Source organism: Hominimerdicola alba (assembly GCF_900109655.1).
Taxonomy (GTDB): Bacteria; Bacillota; Clostridia; order Oscillospirales; family Ruminococcaceae; genus Hominimerdicola; species Hominimerdicola alba_B.
Map to the genome: position 1 here is coordinate 40,169 of NZ_FOAT01000017.1, position 23,879 is coordinate 64,047.

The window sequence follows — 23,879 nt, forward strand, 5'->3', positions numbered from 1 at the left end:
GTTGAAAATGTGATGCGTCAAGCATTGCAACTTTGCAGTAGGGAGGTGTAAAATGGGCAGCGAAGAATATGACTGGCTGCGATTCGTGGTCGGATATACAGCTGCAAGACTGGGTCTGCTGCTGGCACTTGTTGTGTTCGGTGCTTTCACCGGAGCGGTGCTTTTCCCATCACTGGTGACATTTCTTCCTTACTCAATGGTAGGTGTCAAGAACTTTTTTACCCAGCCCGATGTCAAGTCTGCGGTGGGTACAGTGGTGATATGTCTTTTCCTAATATGGGTGTTCTTCGATGACGGAAGAAAGCATACCGCTTATGAAGAATGGAGCTTGACCACCATACTTGCAGTGCTGATAATGGTGGGTATGTTTTACTTCATTCCCGCGATTTTTCGCGATTCTTTCCATGCTGAGGGCAAGGGCGATATCTTTTATATGGTACTGTATTATCCTGCGGGATGGGTCATAGATCTGTTCAGTGACAACTATCTTATCGGGATAATGTTCTCGATACTTGTCATGTTAGGAACTGCATTTGCGGCATATGTTATATCATATAAGACTTATGTGAAAAAGCACCCCGTTCTGCTGTCCTCGGGAAGACATTCTGCAGATATCGTTTCTGATGAAACTGTCGAAGAAGATGACACTGAAGAATGATTTTCATCTGATGTTTGGTTAGAAGAATAAACGAGTACAAAAAAACTCTCTACAAGATTTATAAATTTGTTAAAAAGTTAAATGATGTTTCTTTATAGTGAGAATTCACTAAAAATAACATTAGTATTTTGTGAATAAAATTGCAAAAAAATCGGTATTTTGACTTGTAAAAAAATCAAAAAAATGATATAATGATAAAAATATGTTTTGTAGTTTTTGCCTTGTTGTGTTTTGATGCACTGCTGAGTCAGACGGCATAAGCTGTGAAGCATTAAAATGGTGGAGGTGTATCTACAATATGAAGAATTATAGCTACGTCGCTAAGGATACCACGGGTAAAACCATAAAAGGTACCTACGAGGCTGACAGCGAGCAGGAACTGCTTGACAAGATCTATGAGCAGGGTCTGTTCTGTGTAAGCTATAGTGAAGCTTTGGGCGGAGGCAAAAAGACCGCTCACAAGTTCAACACAGCTGAGCTGGCGTACTGCTGCAGACAGCTGGCTGCAATGATGTCGTCGGGACTGACGATAGTAAAAGCCCTGGATATCCTTTATAAAGAGGAAGAAAAGAAGGGTCCGAAGGAAGTCTGGAAGCAGGTCTATGAGGACGTTCAGAGAGGCGAAAGCTTATCAAATGCACTCGAGGCAAAGCGTGGATGCTTCCCCGATTTCTTTATCTCAATGGTAGACGCGGGCGAGATCTCAGGTTCGCTTGATATCACCATGAAGAGACTGCAGGAATACTACGCAAACACTAACAAGCTGAACAATAAGATTAAGGGCGCTCTGGTTTATCCTATCGTTCTGGTCGTACTGGTCATCGGCGTCGTTATCCTGATGAGCGTAAAGATCCTGCCTATATTCAAGAGTATGATGCCTGAAGATAAGCTGAATGGTCTGCAGAAGGCGCTGTTCGGTTTCAGTGACTTCATCGTGGACAAATGGTATGCGTTGCTGATAGGTATCGTTGTACTGATAGGTGTTATCGTTTATGCACTGAAAGTCGAATCGGTAAAACTCAAATTCGACTACGCAAAGCTTAAAATGCCCCTTATCGGACCTCTGATGGTAAAGATCGCTGAGGGACGTTTCTCAAGAACACTTTCATCACTTTACTCCAGCGGTATACCGATGGTTGACTGTCTTGAAAGATCTTCAAGAATACTTAACAATACATATGTTGACAAGATGTTCCTTCAGGTTGTAGATGAAGTTAAACAGGGCTCTCCCGTATCTACAGCTCTTTCCAAGACAGAGATATTTGAGGGTATGTTCTGCTCCATCATATACGTTGGTGAAGAGTCCGGTGCGCTGGACGACATTCTTGAAAAGACTGCGGACTTCTACGAAGAAGAAGCAGACTCCGCAGTAACACGACTCGTAGGATTGATGGAACCTCTGATGATCATCATCCTCGGTGTTGGTATCGGTCTCGTACTTGCTGCTGTATTCCCTATGCTTTACGGTGGTATCTCGGAGATGGAAAAAGAATAATATGCTGCGGGGCGATAAGCCTCGCACATATCATTGCCGCTTGCGAAAGACGGCAAATAAATCATAAAAATTTTTATATTGAGGTGAAGGAATAAATGCTATCATTCGATTTTTCTGATAGGCAGATCAATATCGTAAAAGGTGATAACACAGCCAACAAGATCCGTATCGACAACTCGACATCCATCCAGGTTCCTGCGGATATGATCGTTAACGGCGAAGTTATCCAGCTGTCAGGTCTGTCAGAGCTTCTGCTCACAACACTGAGATCCGAGCAGATGATGGACAGAGACGCAGTTGTTACATTCTCGTCCAGCAACATTGTTTTCAAGGAGCTTATAGTTCCTAAGGCTAAGGGCAGCGAGTTCCTGCAGATGGTACAGAACCACATGAGCCAGGAAATGGGTATCTCAAATGAGTACGCTATCTCTTATACAGTAGTGGGTGAAGCAGGTGAGCAGAATCCCGGTTCACTGAAGGTACTGGCTACTGCCTGCCCCAGCTCCATCGTTGAGGGCTTCAAGAAGCTCTTCGCTGTAATGAACATAAACCTCAGATCTGTTAATATCGGCTGTAACTCAATCTCCAGAATCGTTCTGAGTGATAAGTCCAATGCCGAGAAGATGCCTCTTCTGGTTTGCCAGCTTGACAGCAACTTCCTGGGTCTGACACTGTTCGAGAACGGTCAGATGGCTTTTGCAAGATATGTACCGATCTCTCCTGATGAATACGACGCTGATGACTACGTTCTTGAAGCTCTGAACGAGAACATATTCAGAATGGAACAGTTCAACAAGGCAAGAGGCGGTTCGGGTCTGTCAAATGTTATACTTTACGGTTTCATTGAGGACTACAAGAAAATCGTTGATGCTCTGGACGGCCTGGAGATCAGGGCTTCCGTTCTGGGAACACCTACTCAGATAACAGGTTATGAGAATTTTGAGTTCACTGTATTCGCTAATGCTATCGGTGCTCTTTACAGAAGAAACAAGCAGACAGAGAGGATCAATCTCCTGGAAGTTGATCACTCCTCGAGCAAGGATTCTTCTGCAGGTCTGAGCTCTATGCTGACAACAGCAGGTATCCTGTCCGCTGCTTCTGCAATACTTATTGCAGCTGTTACCGGATTCATCTCCATGAGAGCAGGCAACATCGACAATCAGAAGGCTAAGGTCGATGACGAAATAGCTGTTCAGCAGGAGATCAAGGCTAAGAACCAGCTTCTGCATAACAGACTTGAGATCATAAACAAGTACAAGAACTACGTTCAGACAGTACAGCTGGATATCGATAGTCAGCCTGTATTGAAGCAGGATAAGTTTGATAAGATACAGGATGTACTTGAAAAGCACAAGGCTACACACGATGGCGCAAGTTTCGATCTTCTTTCCGGTACAATGATTATAAATAATATCACTGTTGAAAAGCAGGAAGAAGTTGAGAAGGTCATAAACGACCTGAATGCTCTTGATTTCGTTGCTTATGTCGGATATCAGGGCTACAAGGGTCTTGGCGAAGATGACGAGGACGTTGTTTTCGAGCTGACCGTTTATTTTGAGAAAGAAGGTGCTTAATCGATGAAGCTTAATTATCGTGATAGGATCGTACTTACCGCAGTTATCGTAATTCTGGTATGGGTAGCAGGTGTAATGCTTTTCATTAAGCCCGCAATCGAAAGACTTCAGGATTCTCAGGCTGCACTTGATGACGCAAAGGCTACTCTTTCAGATTTGAAAGAGAGAAATAAGGCAGATGAGAACCTCCCCGAGAGGATCAAGACTGCATATGCTGAAGCAACTGAGATGACTAAAACTTTCTATTCTATTCAGGAAAACCAGGCTGCTTCCCAGAAGGTCGATGATCTGCTGGATGAAAACGAGATCAAGAACCTGGATCTTTCTATTTCACAGTACACTCCTTTCACACTAAGACCGTATGAGTACGTGAGCAGCAAAGCTGTGACAGAGATGGATACAGAAGTTCAGAAATATATCAATGAGGATGGCAGTGATTCCACTGAAGCTATAACTCCCCAGAATGCTGATGCTGAAGCAGGTGAAAAGGGTGAGGCTGTAGCAGCTCCCGTTGTTATCGGTTGCTACGAGATCACATTATCCTACAAGGGCAAGATCGATGAAGTAGAGAAGTTCTGTGATAAAATGCAGAAGTCTGCCAAGGAAAAGACCATGGTAGTAAAGGCTATCGACTACAAGTTCTCTGCTGAAACTGACAAAGATGGCAATCCTGTAACCGAAGAAGTTGGTGAGGGTGATAAGAAGACCAAGAAGACTAAGATATCTGAGACAGATATCGAGGGTACAATGACTCTTACCATGATGGTTATCGAAAAGCTGCCTGAGCCTAATGTATAATTAATTAGTTTATAGCGTTTGGTGGGCGGAATTATCCGCCTGCCAAATCGTGCTATAAAAAATGATTAAAATTTTTATTTTGATCATTTCACAAAAAGTCGGGAAAAACCCAAAAGAACGAAAGGTGGTAATTATGAAAACTAAGTTCAAGTCCCAGCGCAAAGGCGCAGTCTTGGCAACAGTAACTGTGGTATCAGTTATGATGGTCGTTATTATAATGGCGGCTACAGAGTTGGTATCACATACTAATTCCAAGACAAACGAAGAGTACCGGAAAAAGCAGGCATACTACGTGGCCGCATCATGTTGCAGAGCATTTGTTGCAGAAACAACAGGCTTTGTAACTGATGCTACACATGACGATGCCCTGATCCAGGAAAAGATCACACAGCTGCAGAATGCAATTGGTGCAGGACCTGTTGAGGTTAAGATCACAAGTGACAGTCACGGAGGTACTGCCGTTGGCGATTCTCAGCCACGATGGAACAATGCTAAATGCGAACTCAGAGTTGAAGCGGTTAGAAAGGGTAACATCAACTCTTTGAAGGTAATTTCAACTGCTACTTATCTTGGCCAGGAGAAGACAGTTGTTGCTTACCTTAGTATCGATACTTTGAGAATGCACAAATTTACTCCTAAGGCACTTGAGATCATAGGTACAGACGGCGGTATCAACACACAGTTTGAAAATATCCAGGTATATGGTGCAACTGGTGCTACATCTATAGATTCTCATGACCAGAATACTGTTTACCAGTTCAACCACAACGAAAACAAACTGTATGGTTCTACGGATATAAACGGTTCTATGTCTGTTCAGAACAACAACCGTTTCTACAGCAACCCTTACTACTATCCCGGCGAAGATGAGTCAAAGGGCTGTGTAGTAAATGTTTCCAGAAATATGGTATTTGTTGCCAATACTCCTACATTTGACCCTAGTCAGGGTAAGTCATTGACTGATATGACGATCAATCCTAATCAGGAAGGCTCTGATTACAACTTTTTAAATGTTCGTCAGGCTCTGATCTTCTGCAGTAACAATGCTATGGTAGGAACGAAGGATGATTTTTCTGTTGATGCTCATGCAGGTTTTATCTATTTTGGTAAAGAACCTGATATGGGTGATGCACTGAAAATAGCTTGCGCCAGAAAAAGTGATGCTGATACATCAGTTGATGTAGATGGTTACTGGAGCAAGATCCAGGGTAGTGTTGCTTCTTTTGGTGATGCTAACGGCAATACCATTCATGGTAATGTTTTCACTCATAAAGTAAGCGGCGACGGCTCAAATATGTTCAATGGTGACCTTGTTGTAGCTAATGTAAAAGCAAATGTAACAGGTGATGTATATCTCGACGGAGATCTCTATGTTTATGGAACAAATGCTCCTCACCTTACAGATAATACTGTTCATCTTAAGCCCGGTCATTATGCATATAATTGTGCAAGAACATATGATGCTTCAGGCAATGTTATAACTCCTCCTGAGAGTGCAAGAGTAACATCTCTTCCCGGAGTAGGTAATATATCTTTCAATGATGACTGGTCATCTGTTCCCAGAGCTCAGCAGCCCGAATTTCCTCTGCTTTCTGAAACTCCTTACTATTATTACCCTGAGCATCTCCTGTGTCAGGAGGGCATTTCTACTATCAAGAATCAGTATGCTGCTATGTATAAAGTAGGTTCTGATGGAAAGAAAACAGTGCTTGATACTGATAATGTTAAGAATATCACAGATGATTCGTTCAAGAATAAAGACGACAGCGGCAATTATATTGAGGTTTACGGCGATGCAACAGGTACTGGTCCCGTATTCAAACCTGATTACATTGTAACTGAAGACTGCTACATCGATTACCTAGATAATGATAATATACTGATAGATGTTGATAAAGCAGGTCATGATATTGTTGTAGTACTGAAAAATGGTGGTCATTGTTCAAATAATAATGTTATACTTATAAATAACCCAACTGATCCCGAGGTAGCGGGTGAAGCTAAGTTCGTATACTTTGTAAGTGACTCAGGTGTAGGTACGACCAATAATGAATATGCTACTTCAAAAAAAGAATCGACGTATGATCACAGCACATTCGTTGCTAATCCTCATTTCAGCTTTAGCGGTGCGCACAATGTTGTAATGGATCTTGAGTCCTACTTCAAGAGCGATACTTACTCAAATGGTGATAAAGTTAGGTGCAGTGGCGGAAGCCTTAACCCGACTCCCGACCCCACCAAAGAGGGACATCAACTTCACTCAAACAACATATTCTTCCTGCTTACAGAAGGCAGCGAACTGTTCTGTGATGAATCTAATACGATCTTACAAGCGTGTGTTTATATGCCCAGAGCAACTTATCGTACAAGTAATCATGGCAGAAATATAAAGATCTCTCCTGATTTCACAAGTACAGATATGGAGTCAGTTGCTATAATAGGAAACCTTGTATGTAATCATTATGAAGTAGAGAAAGGTAACAGAAACGCCATCGTTTATCTCCCCTTCTCTCCTTGCTCGATGCTTTCGATTATCAAGGGTACCGGTGATGAACATGCGACATCGACCTATATGCTGCAGCGATATGCAGCTTCATAATGCAGGAGGGAGGATCTTATTATGAATACTAATAAAAAAGGTATGACCCTTGTTGAGTGCATTATTGCTATGGCAGTATTCGCTGTTGCCACCACAGGCTTTACAATGGCTGCAACTGCCTGCATGAAAGCCCAGGCAAAGACTGGCAGAAGGATGACAGCAACTAATACTCAAACCACGAACCTTGAGCATTTCTCAACATTTTCTCAGGTACTTGATCCTGAGTATTCCAATGTTAAACCAATGGAAGATGGTGTGAACAGGTTCAAAATGACTTTTGCTTTTCCTTCGGTCACTATCGAAAATGACCATGTTTATGGTTATAGCTCTAAACTTGATGAGGATTCACCTGATGGTGTTTTTGAGCTCTCGTTCTTCTCGGCTGCAGATCAGGTAGCCCTTGAGGATAATGAGTACTGGATAACACTTTACAACTACAGTGGTTCCCAGCAGACATGGGATATCAGCTGTGCTATCCCCGGTGATTCACAGGACTTTGAGTTCTTCGATAATGAAAAGAAAAATACCGTTCAGCAAACTTTGCCCAGACATATCTGGGCACCGAACGGCGGTTATATGAAGTTCGGTATCAGGCAGAGAATTGCCGGTGTCGGTGATCTTAACTCTTGTCTGAAAATAACGAGTGTTGAAACAGGCAATGAAATCACTGTTCCTGTAACAAACAAGAAGGTCAAAGAGGACGAAAATATGTGCTCCATATACTTCGATGGCTCTAGTTTCTTATCTCCTGCTGAGTTCGATGGTATGCCATCTGAATCTGAAGAATAAGGAGGTAGCGCTATGAAGAAGAATAACAAAAAAGGTTTTACACTGGTCGAGTTGGTCATTGTTGCTACGATCATGGTCATGATAATGGGTGCAATACTTAACTGGATCAGACCTATGAACAAATTCTATCAGAGAACGCAGTCTCTTTCCGATACAAATGATATCGGTTCGATGCTGATGGACTATGTAGATAATGAACTGAGATATGCTACTAACGTTGTTATATTGAAGGATTATCAGGGCGTTCCTAAGTTTAAGGGACAGTTCCTGACGGACAGCAGCGGAAATGCAGTATCTCATACCAAGTTTACAAATGCTTTGATACTTGATAACGACGATAAAGTTATAAGAGGCTCTCGTTTAGCAGATTATGTTGAAAATTCAACAGTATCCCGCAGAAAGCACGCTTATGGCGGTATACTCAAGGCAAACATTACAGAAGATGGTATCGACACAGATAGAATGGGCTACCTTGGCAGTGAGGCTCTTTACAATGACTATGGCTGTCAATTTAATGCTACCCTGAACAATCTTGAAAATGGAAGCAGCTGCGTTTCCATTGATATGGAGCTGACAAGACCAAGACGTGAAGGCCTTGACTATGTATTTGATAAGTTTGGTTTCAACCAGAAGCGTGATGTTGAGCTTGTTAACGTCAATCTGAAGGCAAAAGACCTTATGATAGCTCAGTTATACTCCGCATCAGGTGAAGAAGGAACCCTTTTGGATTACAATACTTTTGCAAAGGCTACCAACACCGGAACAAACGGTAATGCAGAAACGATGTATACCAGTGATTCTTTCACCTACATTCTTTATACAAAGGAACCTATCCAAAGTGAAAAGGTTACTGTATCTCTGTATGATGCTCCCGGTTCTACTACTAAGATAACAAGTATACAGCTTGAATCAGGCAGCTCAATTCCGGAGGGTACTATTAATTCTTGGATCAATATCGGTAAAGGAAAGACTACTGCTTGGGTAGCTTCCGGAAGCAGCTACACAAGAACTGCTTACTTAGCAATCAAAACTGATAGCGGAAAACCAATTGAAGAATACAAGGAGGAAAGTGTTCTCACAAACCTTGATTTCTACATTTGGACAGAACTTCAAATAAGAAATGATCCAACATTCGAATTAGTTTTTTACGACAGATTTGATCCCGGTCATGTTGAAGGGTCTGATCCATATACAATCTCGCAAGGCATATGGGATGATGACCATTATGTATCAGGTATCCCGGATGGAAACGGTGATGCAAATGGTGAGTATACTTTCGTTGGTTGGCTATTACGGGGAATTGATCCTGCATCTGTTGCTCCACCAATAGTTGATCCTGATAATCCTGAAGCTGCTGCTTCTGCAAATATGGCAGCTGGATGGTTTGTTAACGGTCAGGAGTACTCCACTTCGGCTGAATATGATGCTATCTATGAGCAGAAGCCTACAATAATGTTTTCATTTGAAACTGCTGATGAACTTGGCGGTGGTATCTACGATTTCTTTAAAGTAAGAAAAGATTATACTGCTGAAGACATTGGTAAAGATTCAAGGATCAAGACAATGACGGATTATGCAAAAGCTGATTGTCCTGAGGGCATGGCATTTAAGCAGTGGGATATTCTGGATCCCGATGATAGCAGTAATGTACTCGGTCAGCTTGGTACTTTAGAACTTTCAACGCTTGATGAGAGTAAAGCATACTTCGTTAAGGCAGTTTATAAGGATAACAGCCACCCGGGAATGTTTGAAGTAACTCTTATTGTTGAGAAACCTAATCTCTATCACAATGGACTGAATATCCAAAATAATGGTGAAGAAATATATTGTATTGTATGTCAAGCGGACGGTACAACACCTTTCTGTGATCCGATTACTGGTTGGAGCGGTGCATATATTTCAAGCTTTTCTAATACTGATAGTACAACCCTTAAGATCTATTCAAATAAACCAATCAAAGTTAGCTTTAATGGCAAACCTAATAGCGACGGATACGTAATTAGTAGTGATTGTACTTTGACGTATAATGATGATACTCAAACATTTTCAAAAAGTTAATTGATAATCGTTAAATTCACAAGCGGCTGATCTCAGCCGCTTGCTGAAAAGATTTCCGCAGGTCTTCCTGCGGGAACCTTTTGAGCAAAATGTGAAAAGCTCATAAAAAAGGGCAAAAAAATACCGCTGAATAATTCAGCGGATATTTTTGAGTTTATTAAAGGATATTCGCGATGACCATAGCAGTTTCTTCCAGTGTTTCGTCGAGACCTGTGAAATGTACATAGAAATCTGCGATGGCGTCACCGTAAAGGGCTGCAACTGCAATGCCTAATGCGAGGTAAGGTCCGAAAGCAAACACTGAACTGCCGTTTGTGTGTTTCAGTATTATTCCGACTATCGAGCCTGACACAAGAGCTATCAGCATGGCGATAAGGACATTCGGCACTCCGAGGAAAAGCCCCGCAGCTGCCATCAGGTACACATCTCCCATTCCCATGGCTTTTTCATGGCTCGCAAGAGAGATCACAAGCAGCGGTATGCTGATAACAAATGCACCGATGATCATTGATTTCAGGGTTATGTTGCTTTCATTACGGCAGAATATGTACTTCGGTATCGCAAGTGCACCAATGAAAACCACTACCCATGTGTTGATCAGCTGTGTGTCCCAGTCCATAAAGAATACCACTATCAAGGCTGATGTCATCAGCGAAACGATAGCTGCGTAAAGCGGATGGGATATAACATCAAAATGCAGGAAGATGATGAGGTAGCAGATCCCGTTGAGCAGTTCGACTACCGTGTATCTGGGCGAGATCTTAGCACCGCAGGCATGACATTTGCCGCGCAGCAGACACCAGCTTACAACAGGTATCAGATCACGTTTCCTGATGGGTGTGCCGCAGGTCATGCAGTGAGAATTGCTTTTTATCAAGCTCTCACCAAGTGGCAGACGGTAAATACACACGTTCAGAAAGCTGCCGATGCATATGCCAAAGATAAAAACGAACACGTATACTATAATAAGATAGAGTGTTTCGGTATTCACCTTTGATCTCCTCCTTTCTTTAAAAAATTGATATGCATTCGCATTTCATAAATATATTTTACCACAATTTTACGAGAATTACAAGAGGTATTAATAATTTAAGAATTTATTCAAAAATTTATTTTTCCGCATGAGTCGGAGATAGGAGCGTATCTATGAGAAACGGACCAATTGGACAATATCTTGTTGAAAAGAACCTGCTGAGTGAAGCAGATCTGAATGCAGTCCTTGAAAGACAGAAGACTGAAAAGGACAAAAAGTTCGGTGATATCGTAATCGAGATGAAACTTGTCAGCGATATAGATTTTGCTAAAACGCTGGCAGAAAGAATGAATATCGAGTTTATCGACCTTGACAATGCTGTTCTTAATGCTGATGTTGTCAAACTGATACCCGAGACCACAGCAAGAAAGTACACTGTTATTGCTGTTAAGAAGATAGGCAGACGTATGATGGTCGCTACAAACGACCCCATGAACTTCTACGTTTTCGAGGATCTGAGAGTTATCACAGGCTGTAATATCACAGCTCAGCTTGCTACAAAGGCTTCTATAAACAGAGCAATCGGTAAGATGTACTCCGAGGGCGCTGCCGCTAAGGTGGCTGAGGAGGCTAAGCAGGAGAAGGAAGAAGAGTCCGTAAGCCTGGATGAGATCGATCTCAGCTCCGACCGTGTTGATAATGCGCCTATCGTTAAGCTGGCTACCGCCATAGTTGAGCAGTCCTACCGTCAGGGCGCGACGGATATCCACATCGAGCCTTTCAAGGATCACACCAAGATCAGAGTCCGTATCAACAGTGACCTGGTTCCTCTTATGGAAGACCTCGACTCAAGACTTCATGTATCACTGGTAACAAGATTCAAGATCCTCTCGGGTATGAATATCGCCGAGAAGCGTATACCTCAGGACGGTCGTATGTCACAGGTCATCGACGGCACCACTGTTGACCTCCGTGTGTCCAATCTGCCAATGGTATACGGCGAGAAGGTCGTTCTCCGTATCCTCGCGGGCGACAGCTCGGTAAGACGTATACAGGATCTGGGTATGACAGACTATAACTACAAGAGATTCGTTTCTTGTCTGAAGGTTCCTCAGGGCGTGGTACTGGTTACAGGACCTACCGGTTCAGGTAAGTCTACCACACTGTACGCAGCCCTCGGTGAGATCGCGAAGCCTAACCTCAACGTTATCACCGTCGAAGACCCTGTCGAGAAGAAGATCGCCAATATCAATCAGTGTCAGATAAACGAGAAGGCAGGCATGACCTTTGCGGCTGCTCTGCGTTCTATCCTTCGTCAGGACCCTGATATCATAATGATCGGTGAGATGCGTGATACCGAGACAGCTGAGATCGGTATCAGAGCCGCTATCACAGGACACCTTGTGTTGTCCACACTTCATACCAACGACGCAGCTTCCACTGTTACAAGACTTGTGGATATGGGCGTTGACGCATACATGGTAGCTACTTCGCTTATCGGCGTTGTTGCACAGCGACTTGCCAAGGTCGTTTGCCCTAACTGCCGTGAGGGTTATATGTCCACAGATGAGGATAATGAACTGATGGGCATCACTGAGTCTGTACCTGTATACAAGCCTGTGGGCTGTTCCAAGTGTACAAGAGGTTACATTGGACGTACCGCTATCCATGAGATACTTCTGGCTACCCCGAAGATGAAAGAGATCATCGCCGCAGGTGCCAAGAGTGAGCAGATACAGGAACTCGCCAAGGAAGAGGGCTGCCGTCTGCTGCGTGATAACGTATCCGAACTTGTTCAGCAGGGCAGAACCACTATGGACGAGCTGGTACGTGTTACCTACGCCGTATAAATTAGTTAAGCTTAGATGGCTGTTGGGGTTTTGTGTCAGACTATACTATGCAGTTCAGGACGATAAACAGTCAGCTATAAATATATTGTTTGGAGGTATAAACAAATGGCAATTGATATTAACAAGATACTGGACGAATCCAGAGCACTGGGCTGCTCGGACTTGCACTTTACCGTTGGTATCCCCCCCATAGTTAGACAGGGTGGTAACCTTAGAAAGCTGTCAAGCTATCCCGATATGACCGAGATCGAAATTCTCAGAGTGTGTGAGGATATGTGTAACGACAGACAGAGACAGCAGATCAAGGATAAGATCGATACTGACTTTACATTTGTATCAAGCAGAGGTTTCCGTCACAGAGTTAACGTTTACCATCAGAGAGGCAATACGGCTATCGCTATCCGTCTGCTGAGAAACGATATCCCGACTCTTACCGATCTGGATCTGCCTCCCGTACTGGCTGAATTCGTAATGCGTCCCCGTGGCCTTGTGCTTGTAACTGGTCCTACCGGTTCAGGTAAGTCAACAACACTGGCTGCTATGATCGACCATGTTAATATCCATAAGTCTTCTCATATCATCACAGTTGAGGATCCTATCGAGTATCTGCACTCCCACAAGAGATGTATGATCAACCAGAGAGAGATCGGTCCCGATGTACCCAGCTTCTCCATGGCGCTGAGAGCTGCTCTCCGTGAGGACCCTGATATCATACTCGTCGGAGAAATGCGTGACTTCGAGACTATCGAAGCTGCCGTAACCGCCGCAGAAACAGGTCACCTGGTTATGTCCACACTTCATACCACTGACGCTGCTTCCACCATCGACCGTATCATCGACGTATTCCCTGCACACCAGCAGCACCAGATCAGAACTCAGCTGGCGTCCGTACTCGTTGGTATCTGTACTCAGACTCTCTGCCGTACTTTCGACGGTACAAGCCGTGTAGCTTGCTGTGAGATCCTGAACGCTACTGACTCCATCAAGGCTATGATCCGTGACGATAAGGTTCACCTCATCGGTTCCGCAATGCAGACAGGTAAGGCTGTGGGAATGCAGACAATGGATCAGGAGCTTGCAAAGCTGGTTAGAAACAGAACTATCTCCAAGGAAGTTGCACTTGAAAAGTGCGTAAACGCAAACGACCTGAACAGATACATCAATCAGAATATCTGATAATTCAAGGGCTGTACTTCGGTACAGCTCTTTTTTGATACTGCTCTATGTAGCGTAGATAATGGTCTGTTGGTATAGTCGATTGTTTTGATTTTGAAAATATCTTTGCAAGATTTCGCCCTTCGTTCCTCGGGGCGAGAAATCAACGAGCGTACCGCCGTTGATTTCGGCGCGGCAATAAATTATACGTCGAAAGAAAGAGCGTGGACATTTGATTTGTCCACGCTCTGGATTATTTGTTATTCCGCGCCTCTTTGTGGCGGGAGTTTGGTGTTCTATTGACAGTACTATTGTCATGGCGCTTTTGTGCCTTGACCGAGAGGCTCTGCCTCTAACAGTCAGCTTTGCTGACTGTGTGCTCATCCGCAAGCCTTTCGCGAAAGGCTTGAGCCAAAGCTCGCCTTTTGGCAGTGTACGTAGAATGGCATTCCCGCGCCCATGCCAACAATTATGAATTATGCATTATGAATTATGAATTAAAAAGACAGCTGGTCGGGGTCTTCGAGGTCTTTGGAAAGACAGCCTGCAACAGGGATAGTCTTGCTGCGAAACTTTGAAAGGGTCTCGGCTTCTTCATCGGAGACGATGTATGCCTTTTCCACCTTTGCGTTTTTTGCTTTCAGTGTCATCACCTGTACACCCTGAGTATTTCTGGTGGTCTTGGGCAGAAGAAGTGCGGTGTCGAAAAGCATCGCTCTGCCGTTGGTAGTCCTCAGCATCACCTGTGCGTTATCTGTGAGTTTCAGTATCGCCACAAGACCCGACTTGTCGCTGTACGCATTTGCAAGCTTTTTGCGGTTGGTCTTGGTTTCGTATGAATCAAGGGGAACTTTCGCTGCCTTACCGTTTTCGTATACAAACAGCAGATAGCCCGAATAGTCCATTGTCTCCACCATTGTGTGGAATGCTTCACCGCTGTCAAAGCCCAGAACTGCGGGAATATAATCACCGAGATCACTTGCCTTGGTGTTGCCGAAACGGCTTGCCCTTGACTTATATACGCTGGCTTTATCCGAGAAGAACAGCAGCTCTGCGCGGTTGGAGGACTCTGTTTCAGCCATCATGCGGTCGCCCTCTTTCAGCTTCTGATCGCTTGCCATACGCAGGGACTGCATGGTGCACTTCTTGAAATAGCCGCTTTCAGAAATGAACAGCTTGCAGGGGTAATCCTCGATCTCTTCCTCTTCCTCCACCTCTTCGATGTCGCTCTGGTAGAAGAACTGAGTTTTCCTCTCCTGACCGTAGTTCTTGATAACATCTTTCAGCTCGCTGACGATTATCTGCTTGATCTTCTTCTCACTGCCCAGAACTTCTTCCAGCTCTGCGATCTCCTTTTCAAGCTTTTCGGTCTCAGATGTGCGCTTGAGGATGTACTCGCGGTTCAGGTGACGCAGTTTGATCTCGGCAACGTAGTCAGCCTGTATCTCATCGATTCCGAAGCCTATCATCAGGTTGGGTACAACTTCGCTTTCTTCCTCGGTCTCGCGGATTATGCGGATAGCCTTGTCGATATCCAGCAGTATCTTGCCCAGACCTTTCAGCAGATGAAGTTTGTCTTTCTTCTTTTTGAGGTCGAACTCAACACGTCTGCGGACGCATTCCATACGGAATCTTGTCCATTCGTCCAGAATTTCGTACACACCCATGACCTTCGGATAGCCGTGTACAAGGATGTTGAAATTGCAGGAATAGGTGTCCTGAAGCGGTGTCAGCTTGTAAAGCTTCTGCATCAGCTTATCGGGGTCAACGCCCTTTTTGATATCGATACCTATCTGCAAGCCGTTGAGGTCTGTTTCGTCACGTATATAGGAGATCTCCTTGATCTTGCTTGCCTTTACCAGCGCGATTATCTTTTCGATTATCGCTTCGATGGTGGTGGTGGCAGGTATCTCGGTTATCTCTATGCAGCGCTCCTCTTTGTTGAAGCGGTACTTCGCTCTCAGTTTTACCGAGCCGCGGCCCGTGCGGTATATCTTATCAAGCTCTTCTTCGTCATAAAGCAGATATCCGCCGCCCGGGAAGTCGGGACCTTTCAGGGTATCAAGTGCATTAGCTTCGCTGTTTTTGATAAGTGCTATTGCAGTTTCGCAGACCTCTGTCAGGTTGAAAGGACATACCGATGAAGCCATAGATACGCCGATTCCCACGTTGGCATTAACGAGTATCGTCGGGAATGTGGCAGGGAAGAGGGTGGGCTCTGTCATGGTGTTGTCGTAGTTGGGGACAAAGTCAACGGTCTCCTTGTCGATATCCCTGAAAAGCTCCTCGCATATAGGTTCAAGCTTAGCCTCGGTGTATCGCGAAGCCGCATAAGCCATATCCCTTGAATAGGATTTGCCGAAGTTGCCCTTCGACTGCACATAGGGGTGCAGAAGTGCTTCGTTGCCGCGGGAGAGTCTTACGAGGGTCTCGTATATAGCCGCGTCGCCGTGGGGGTTCAGCTTCATGGTAGCGCCTACGATATTGGCGCATTTGGTCAGCTTGCCCTTTATCAGTCCCATGAGGTACATGGTGTACAGAAGCTTTCTGTGAGATGGCTTGAAGCCGTCTATCTCGGGGAAAGCACGGGATACTATAACGCTCATGGCGTAGGGCATATAATTCTTTTCAAGAGTCTGGGTTATCTTCTGTTCAGCCACAAGTCCCGCGCCCTCGATATAAGCATCTATCTTAGGTGCAGCGGCCTTTTTCGGCTCTGCTTTCTTCTTAGCCATGTATAACAACTATCCTTTCAAAGAATGTATTATCAGAATGTCAATCATATCAAATAACTCACTTCAAATCGCGGCACAAAATGATTTGCCAAATGGAAACTCAGCCGCGATGAACTTTTATCAAACTACCGACAAGCCCAACAAAACTTTGTTGCCCACCAATAATTATGAATTATGAATTGTGAATTATGAATTAAGAAATGTCTGCCATTTCAAGGTATTCAGCGCCGTTGTTGGTGATGAATTCCTTACGTCCTGCAAGGTCATCGCCCAGCAGCATATTGAACATCCACTGGGTCATCTCGATATCATCGGGGTTGACCTTGATAAGACGGCGTGTTTCGGGGTTCATGGTGGTAAGGCTCATCATGTCGGCTTCGTTCTCACCGAGACCCTTCGAGCGCTGTATAGTAAAGCTCTTGTTGCCTATCATTTTCAGTATCTTGTCCTTTTCGGGCTCGTCATAGGCGAAGTAGGTCTTGTCCTTGGTGGTTATCTCAAACAGGGGAGATTCCGCGATATACACATAGCCCTGCTCGATGAGGGTAGGTGTCAGGCGGTAAAGCATGGTGAGTATCAGCGTTCTTATCTGGAAACCGTCAACGTCCGCATCGGTACATATAACTATCTTGTTCCAGCGGAGGTTATCAAGGTTGAAAGCGGAAAGATCCTTTTTCTTGCCTGTGTTTACTTCCACGCCGCAGCCCAGTACCTTTATCAGGTCGGTGATTATCTCATTCTTGAATATCTTGTCGTAGTCCGCTTTAAGGCAGTTGAGTATCTTACCTCTTACAGGTATTACAGCCTGGAATTCAGCATCTCTCGCCAGTTTTACAGAACCCAGCGCCGAATCACCCTCCACGATGTAAAGTTCACGTCTGCTCAGGTCTTTTGAACGGCAGTCAACGAACTTCTGCACCTGATTTGAAAGGTCGATGGTGCCCTGGAGCTTCTTTTTGATATTGAGCCTTGAAGACTCGGCACTTTCACGGGAACGCTTGTTGACCAGTACCTGCTCGGCTATCTTCAGAGCTTCGTCGGGATTCTCGATGAAGTATATCTCAAGGTTGTGCTTCAGGAACTCTGTCATGCACTCCTTGATGAACTTGTTGTTTATCGCTTTCTTGGTCTGGTTAGCATAGGATGTCTGTGTTGAGAATGAACTTGATACCAGCACCAGACAGTCTGCTACGTCCTGGAAAGTGATGGGCTTTTCATTTTTATTGTACTTATTATTGGACTTTAAATAAGCATTTATCTGAGAAACGAAAGCGCTCCTTACAGCGTCATCGGGTGAGCCGCCGTGGGAAAGGAAGCTGGAGTTGTGGAAGTATTCCAGCGTCTGCACTTTGTTGGAGAATACAAAGGATACGCCCAGCTTTACGTTGTATTCGGGTTTGTCCGCACGGTCACGTCCGCGCCTGCTGCCTGAGAAGTACTGTACGTTTGTCAGGGTGTTTTCGCCTGCTATCTCCTTGACATAGTCTTCTATGCCGTGCTCATAATAGTAGGTAGTTTCCTCAAAGGACATATTCTCGCGCTGTATCCTCAGCAGGAAAGTCACGCCCGGGTTTACCACAGCCTGCTTTTTCAGAATATCCTCAAAGTACTCTTTCTCGATGCTTATCTCGGTGAATACGTCAAGGTCAGGCTTCCAGTGGGTGCGGGTGCCTGTCTTTTTGCTCTTGCACTCTTCCTTTTTAAGACCGCCCACATTGTCGCCTTTTTCAAAACGGAGCTCGTACTTGAAACCGTCGCGGATGACCTCAACGTCCATATACTCCGAGGAATACTGCGTAGCACAGGCACCAAGACCGTTTGTACCAAGTGAATACTCATAATTGTCGCCCGAATTATTGTTGTACTTGCCGCCTGCGTAAAGCTCGCAGTAAACAAGTTCCCAGTTATAGCGCTTTTCACGCTGGTTGTAGTCCACGGGACAGCCTCTGCCGAAGTCCTGTACTTCTATGGAATCGTCAAAATACTTGGTGACGATTATCTTATCGCCGTGACCCTCGCGGGCTTCGTCTATGGAGTTTGATATTATCTCGAATACCGAATGCTTACAGCCGCCCAGTCCATCTGAGCCGAACATTACCGCAGGGCGCAGACGAACTCTGTCCTTGCCTTTCAGCAGCGTGATGTCTTCATTGCCGTAATCCTGCTTTTTGTTAGCCATTTCATAACCTCACATCATATTATACGCCCTCTGCATAAACAGAGAACAACAGTTCTATTTATTTACAAACAAAGATATTATACCACACTTTACAGCCTTTTGTAAAGAGTGTGTCAAAAAAATTTACGAATTGTCAGATTTGAGGGCGTTTAATTGTACAGGTTTATTGCGGATGCCATATGTATCGCAGAAATAACAATGGAAATGATTGACAAAAGAATAAAATCGTGATATTATTCTAAATATACGGCGATGATACGCTGTAATGATAACACGGATAGGAGAGATAAGATGAAATTAAAAATTATCGCTGCGTTCTCAGCGGCAGCAATGATGCTGTTTACATCGATCACTGCTTCGGCTGACAACATAACGCGCAATATCGTCACAGGTGTACGTCTGAACAAGCCGTATCTTAACATCAACATGAAACCTTCCGGCGGAACAGACATCAGCAAAGTTAAGTTTGCGCTGTTAAATTCAAATGGCAAAAAGATCGCGACCTTCACGGGCAAGAACGGCACGGTCAATATACTTGATGGTACAGCCGTTGATCTTACGGGTATACATGATGTTGACAGCTACAAGGCAAAAGACCCGCCCGAAAACCGTTTTCTTGGTCTGTATTATCCCGAGGCTGATTACAAGTGCAACGCCCCCTCAGGCAAGGTGGAGAGAAACGGCATCACTTATTATATGGAAGCAAAAAAAGGTATAAGTATGGGTCCTGATGATGAGGTTTACCTTACCTATACCGACAAATCAAACTTCAAGATCGTTGATACTATGACTGTACCCGCAAATAAGATTATCATAGATGTGGATAAAAAATTCCTGCAGACGGAGAATAAAACTGAAGCCTGTTATTTTATCCCTACGGACAGCAGCCAGAAGTGCGGGATAACCAAGGACAACAAATTCAAGATGTATGATCACGCAGGCAAAAAAGAGACGATATCTGCTACCAAAGGAAAGTACGATATATGGTTTACAGGAACAAAAGGCAATGCGTACAGCTATGTTTCCGATCATTCCGTAAAGTATTCAAAGGTCAGGATGAAGTTCAACGATGCTTTCCCGGGGGTAGCGGATAAAAATCTTAAAATAACCAACACTTACAAGAACGGTTCCAAAGAGTTTTCCGTTACATTCGATCTCAGAGGAAATATGAAGGATAATTCAGTTTCAACATTGTGCTATAGTGGCTCAGTGTTAACAGCTTTTGTTCCCGATTCAGATGGCTATGTTGAATTCTGGGTAAGTGATGAAGAACTTGATGCAAATATGACATATACTTTCAGTTATTTCACTACTGTTGACGGCTCTAAGATCGCAGGTTCAGGCGGCGGTTCAAGAGTTAAAGCTGAGGTACCAAAGACAAGGGAAAAGATCAGCGTGCTGATGGAATTCCCAACTTCTGGATACTGTGTAGCCGCTCTAAAGCCCGACAAGTATACCATAGTTATAGATGACAGTGTCGATGCAAAGGATTACAATCTATCGGGCGGAAGCTTTACTGTTTCGGATACGCAAAAGATGCAGACCGCTAATATCAAGGTAAGCAAAAATGGAGTGCTGCTCGGTGACTGTAACCGAGACGGCGTGATAAACAATACTGATGTCACTCTGTTAGTGGCACACATCAAGGGCATTAGATTGCTCAGCGGCAGAAGCCTTCTTGCAGCTGATGTGAATGAATCGAACAGTGTCAATATATCAGATGTTACAGTTTTAGCAGCCCATGTAAAGGGCGAAAAGCTGATACCTTACAAAATTTTGTGATATTGCTTTATTATAGTATATTTTATTATGGTTATCCCGCTGACACACCAGACTTAACAGCGCTCAAAGAAAACGTCAACATAATTTATCCCTGTCCATATGGCATTTTATGTGGTTTGGTAAAGGGATAGTCAGATATTTAATCAAGGAGAGGATCATTATGTTATCAAAGAAGATCAGATCACTTTCGGCTGTTATTGCAGCAGCTGTGATATGCGCAATGCCTGTAAGTGCACATACGCATGTCGATGACCTGCCTGCAGACTACTCTTCAAATATACAGCTTAACAAGCCATATATGAATTTCGCTGTCAAGGCGGGAGCAGGTACGGATATCTCTAAGCTTAAGTTCGCGGTAAAGGACAGTTCCGGCAGGAAGGTGGCAGAGTTTACCGGCTCAAACGGTGCTCTGAATATACTTGATGAGTCTTTATATGATCTTTCGGGTATACATTCTCTGGATGATCTGAAAAATTCCAAACAGAAAAGCAGGATACCTTATGATGTATTTGTTCCGGATAAGACGAAAGGCGTTGAACCCGGCGGAAAGCTGATGAATGGCAAGAACAGAAAATCCGCATCTTACAGCGACAATAATTACTACATCAGACTGGAAGATGAGTGCTACTATTATTATAATGACATAAATAAAATGACAGTCGTAGATACCATAACAGTACCTGCAAATACCATTTATGTCGAGATCGACAGCAAGTTCCCGGATCTTAATGACAAGAGGAGCTATCTGCGGTTAAATCCTTACGATAATGGACAGAGCTGTGAGCTGAAAGGCGATTACAAACTGGGGGAGCACGCAGGAGAGAAAAAGTATTTTAAAGCGGACACCGGAAATTACGAGGTGATCTCCAGCGGCGGTCATATAGCCGGTGAACACTGTGAGGTATATAAAAAACCTGTACGATACAGCAAGGTCAGGATGAAGTTCAACGACGCTTTTCCGGGATTTGCAAGTGCTGATCTGAAGGTTAAAGATGGTAGTGACAGGGAATATGATCTTCGCGGAGATCAGAGCCGGAATACATTTACTGCTCTATATTACAGCGGTTCGGTGATCAGTGCGCCTATACCCGATAAGGACGGATATGTTGAGTTCTGGGTATCCAATGAGACACCGGGAACTAAAATGGAATACAACTACAGTTGGAGAAACGGCGGAGGCGGCGGTTCTGTAAAATCTGCAAAACTGCCTAAGAGTATTGAAGATCTGAACTTCGTGTTCGAGTATCCGCAGGAGGGATATTGTCTTTATAATGTTAAGCCCGAGAACTACACTATTTACATCGACGACAAGGGCGACAGGAGAGACTATTCGCTTGATCTCAGCGAGCTGAAAGTTACCAACACAAAGAAAATACAGAGATTCACCATAACTGTTGACAAGAAGCCGCTGCTGTTGGGTGACTGCAACCGCGACGGCAAAGTGAATGCTACTGATGTAATTGTTTTAGCGGCGCACGTAAAAGGCAAAAAAATTCTGGACGGCAGAGGACCTGAAGCAGCGGATGTTAACGAATCTGGCAGTGTAAACATCAGCGATGTCATCATTTTGGCAGCACATGTAAAGGGCAGGAAGATACTCCCTAAAAAGTATATCTGATCACGAAAGATATACATATATCGCTGATACGATAAAAATAAGAACTCAAAACGGGACTGACCTATTTTTCGGCAGTCCCGTTTGCAGTTGTATTGTTTCAAATAATTTGTACAAAAAGCAATAATTGGTCAGTGTGAATGAATTATTGCTATTTTGACGATTTTTCATAATTTTTGGCGTTTTGCAAAAAGTCCGAAAAACGTGGGATTTTCAATTAATCGTTAAAATTATTACGAAAGTATTTCGTATCGATTATTGCTTATTTGTATGGTCGAAATTTTTACATTTTATATTTTTAGGATACAACTTGTACGGAAAAGCCCCTAAATTCAACCGAATTCAGCTGATTTTTTTATACCTACTGACAATTAATCGCAATAATTAACAAATGTAATCGTTTAATCAGCAAAAAACGCCTTGTAAATTTTCGCAAATTTGGTAAAATTTTTAATAGAGACGGTCAAAAATTGCGAAAACACTATTGCACGTCAATTATGACAAAGATCAGTCAGCTGCCGTGAGAAAAAACTCACAAAGTCTGATCTGCCGGGTGTTATTAGAGGTGCTTTGGTTTATGTTTTTGCATTTCGGGGGAGGTTCCCGATGGAATGTGGACTGGACCGTCCGAACAAACAATCATTTAACTGAAAGAGAGGTAATTGGTTTATGAAGAAATCCGTTTCAAAGCGTATTGCAAGCGCTTTTGTTGCCGGTGTACTGATGGTTTCTCCTATTATATCATCAGTTACTGCATCTGCTGCTAAAGTACTGACAACAAGCCCTTCGCACACACAGGAAGTGGGTTGGTACAACGATTATCACCATGAGATCTGGCAGGCAGATACCCCTAACTCTTCTACGATGACACTGCACGACAATGACGGTGGTTTCAGCACATCCTGGAAGTGTGGTCCTAATGGTTCGAGAGGTAACTTCCTTGCTCGTCGTGGTCTTTACTGGGGTCTGAATAACCCTAAGACATACAAAGATTACGGTGATTTCTATTGTGATTATGACTGCAACTGGCAGGCAGGTTCATCAGGTAACTCCAGAATCTGTATCTACGGCTGGGCTCAGAATCCTCTGGTAGAGTACTACATCATCGAAGACTGGAAGAACTGGTCTCCTGCACAGGATTCTTCTGCGCAGTACAAGGGTTCCGTTAATATCGACGGCAGTGAATACAAGATCTACACAAGTGCAAGAAATTCCTACACCATCGAAGGCAACAAGAATTTCACACAGTATATCAGCATCCGTCAGAACCTTAGAACCAAGGGTACCATCAGCGTTTCCGAGCACTTCAAGGCATGGGAATCCAAGGGCCTGAAGATGGGCAACCTGTACGAAGTTGCTTTCAACGTTGAAGGTTGGGAATCCGATGGTTCAGCTGACGTTAATCTGAAGATGTATGAAGGCAAAAGTGGCTACACTCCTGACCCCGAGCCGGATGAGCCGGAGATCGAGGGTACACTGTACTCAGCTACATTCGAGAACGGCACCAATTCCTGGAGCGGCAGAGGTTCTGCAAGTGTAGCATCATCTTCTTCCAAGGCTTATGAGGGCAGCAAGTCCCTGTATGTAAGCGGCAGAACTGATAACTGGAACGGCGGTGA

At 44.0% G+C, this 23,879-nt stretch carries 15 protein-coding genes; 12 read left to right on the top strand and 3 right to left on the bottom strand.

Annotation, left to right across the window (positions count from 1 at the left end):
- Nucleotides 1-52 precede the first annotated feature (52 nt).
- The 7 genes from BMY75_RS14885 to BMY75_RS14915 all read left to right on the top strand — a co-directional run bounded on the left by BMY75_RS14885 (nucleotide 53) and on the right by BMY75_RS14915 (nucleotide 9,971).
- A complete protein-coding gene (locus BMY75_RS14885) occupies nucleotides 53-658 on the top strand; it encodes a hypothetical protein (RefSeq protein ID WP_074835327.1) in 606 nt (201 codons plus the stop codon).
- Nucleotides 659-956: 298 nt separating this feature from the next.
- The gene (locus BMY75_RS14890; protein WP_074835330.1) at nucleotides 957-2,153 is read left to right on the top strand and encodes a type II secretion system F family protein; all 1,197 of its coding nucleotides are present in this window, start codon (nucleotides 957-959) and stop codon (nucleotides 2,151-2,153) included.
- Between the two features lie 95 nt (nucleotides 2,154-2,248).
- The gene (pilM, locus tag BMY75_RS14895; protein ID WP_074835333.1) at nucleotides 2,249-3,727 is read left to right on the top strand and encodes a pilus assembly protein PilM; all 1,479 of its coding nucleotides are present in this window, start codon (nucleotides 2,249-2,251) and stop codon (nucleotides 3,725-3,727) included.
- Nucleotides 3,728-3,730: 3 nt separating this feature from the next.
- The gene (locus BMY75_RS14900; protein WP_074835336.1) at nucleotides 3,731-4,525 is read left to right on the top strand and encodes a hypothetical protein; all 795 of its coding nucleotides are present in this window, start codon (nucleotides 3,731-3,733) and stop codon (nucleotides 4,523-4,525) included.
- Between the two features lie 133 nt (nucleotides 4,526-4,658).
- Nucleotides 4,659-7,124: a hypothetical protein gene (locus BMY75_RS14905; protein ID WP_074835338.1), complete on the top strand. Its 2,466-nt coding sequence runs from the start codon at nucleotides 4,659-4,661 to the stop codon at nucleotides 7,122-7,124.
- A gap of 21 nt (nucleotides 7,125-7,145) precedes the next feature.
- The gene (locus BMY75_RS14910) at nucleotides 7,146-7,913 is read left to right on the top strand and encodes a type IV pilus modification PilV family protein (RefSeq protein ID WP_074835340.1); all 768 of its coding nucleotides are present in this window, start codon (nucleotides 7,146-7,148) and stop codon (nucleotides 7,911-7,913) included.
- A gap of 12 nt (nucleotides 7,914-7,925) precedes the next feature.
- Nucleotides 7,926-9,971, top strand: coding sequence for a type II secretion system protein (locus BMY75_RS14915; RefSeq protein ID WP_074835343.1), 2,046 nt, complete (start codon nucleotides 7,926-7,928; stop codon nucleotides 9,969-9,971).
- 157 nt (nucleotides 9,972-10,128) lie between these two features.
- Here the strand turns inward: BMY75_RS14915 and BMY75_RS14920 are convergent, their stop codons facing one another.
- Nucleotides 10,129-10,962, bottom strand: coding sequence for a prepilin peptidase (locus BMY75_RS14920; protein WP_074835346.1), 834 nt, complete (start codon nucleotides 10,960-10,962; stop codon nucleotides 10,129-10,131).
- A gap of 155 nt (nucleotides 10,963-11,117) precedes the next feature.
- Here BMY75_RS14920 and BMY75_RS14925 point away from each other — a divergent pair, with 155 nt between their 5' ends.
- Nucleotides 11,118-12,794, top strand: coding sequence for a GspE/PulE family protein (locus BMY75_RS14925; RefSeq protein WP_074835349.1), 1,677 nt, complete (start codon nucleotides 11,118-11,120; stop codon nucleotides 12,792-12,794).
- A 105-nt stretch (nucleotides 12,795-12,899) separates the two neighbouring features.
- Entirely contained in the window at nucleotides 12,900-13,970 is a 1,071-nt protein-coding gene (locus tag BMY75_RS14930; protein ID WP_074835352.1) for a type IV pilus twitching motility protein PilT, read from the top strand.
- A 476-nt stretch (nucleotides 13,971-14,446) separates the two neighbouring features.
- On the opposite strand, the gene BMY75_RS14935 is transcribed toward BMY75_RS14930, so the two are convergent.
- Together BMY75_RS14935 and BMY75_RS14940 are read right to left on the bottom strand one after the other, a co-directional pair.
- Nucleotides 14,447-16,684: a DNA gyrase/topoisomerase IV subunit A gene (locus tag BMY75_RS14935; protein ID WP_074835355.1), complete on the bottom strand. Its 2,238-nt coding sequence runs from the start codon at nucleotides 16,682-16,684 to the stop codon at nucleotides 14,447-14,449.
- A gap of 193 nt (nucleotides 16,685-16,877) precedes the next feature.
- Nucleotides 16,878-18,863: a DNA gyrase/topoisomerase IV subunit B gene (locus BMY75_RS14940; RefSeq protein ID WP_074835357.1), complete on the bottom strand. Its 1,986-nt coding sequence runs from the start codon at nucleotides 18,861-18,863 to the stop codon at nucleotides 16,878-16,880.
- Between the two features lie 291 nt (nucleotides 18,864-19,154).
- Between BMY75_RS14940 and BMY75_RS14945 the strand changes: the two genes are divergently transcribed.
- The 3 genes from BMY75_RS14945 to BMY75_RS14955 form a co-directional block, all read left to right on the top strand.
- Nucleotides 19,155-20,645, top strand: coding sequence for a dockerin type I domain-containing protein (locus BMY75_RS14945; RefSeq protein WP_074835360.1), 1,491 nt, complete (start codon nucleotides 19,155-19,157; stop codon nucleotides 20,643-20,645).
- A gap of 160 nt (nucleotides 20,646-20,805) precedes the next feature.
- Nucleotides 20,806-22,263, top strand: a complete 1,458-nt coding sequence (locus tag BMY75_RS14950) for a dockerin type I repeat-containing protein (protein ID WP_074835363.1) — start codon at nucleotides 20,806-20,808, stop codon at nucleotides 22,261-22,263.
- A 666-nt stretch (nucleotides 22,264-22,929) separates the two neighbouring features.
- Nucleotides 22,930-23,879, top strand: a 950-nt coding sequence (locus BMY75_RS14955; protein ID WP_170844320.1) for a glycoside hydrolase family 11 protein, incomplete at its 3' end; no start/stop codon positions are given.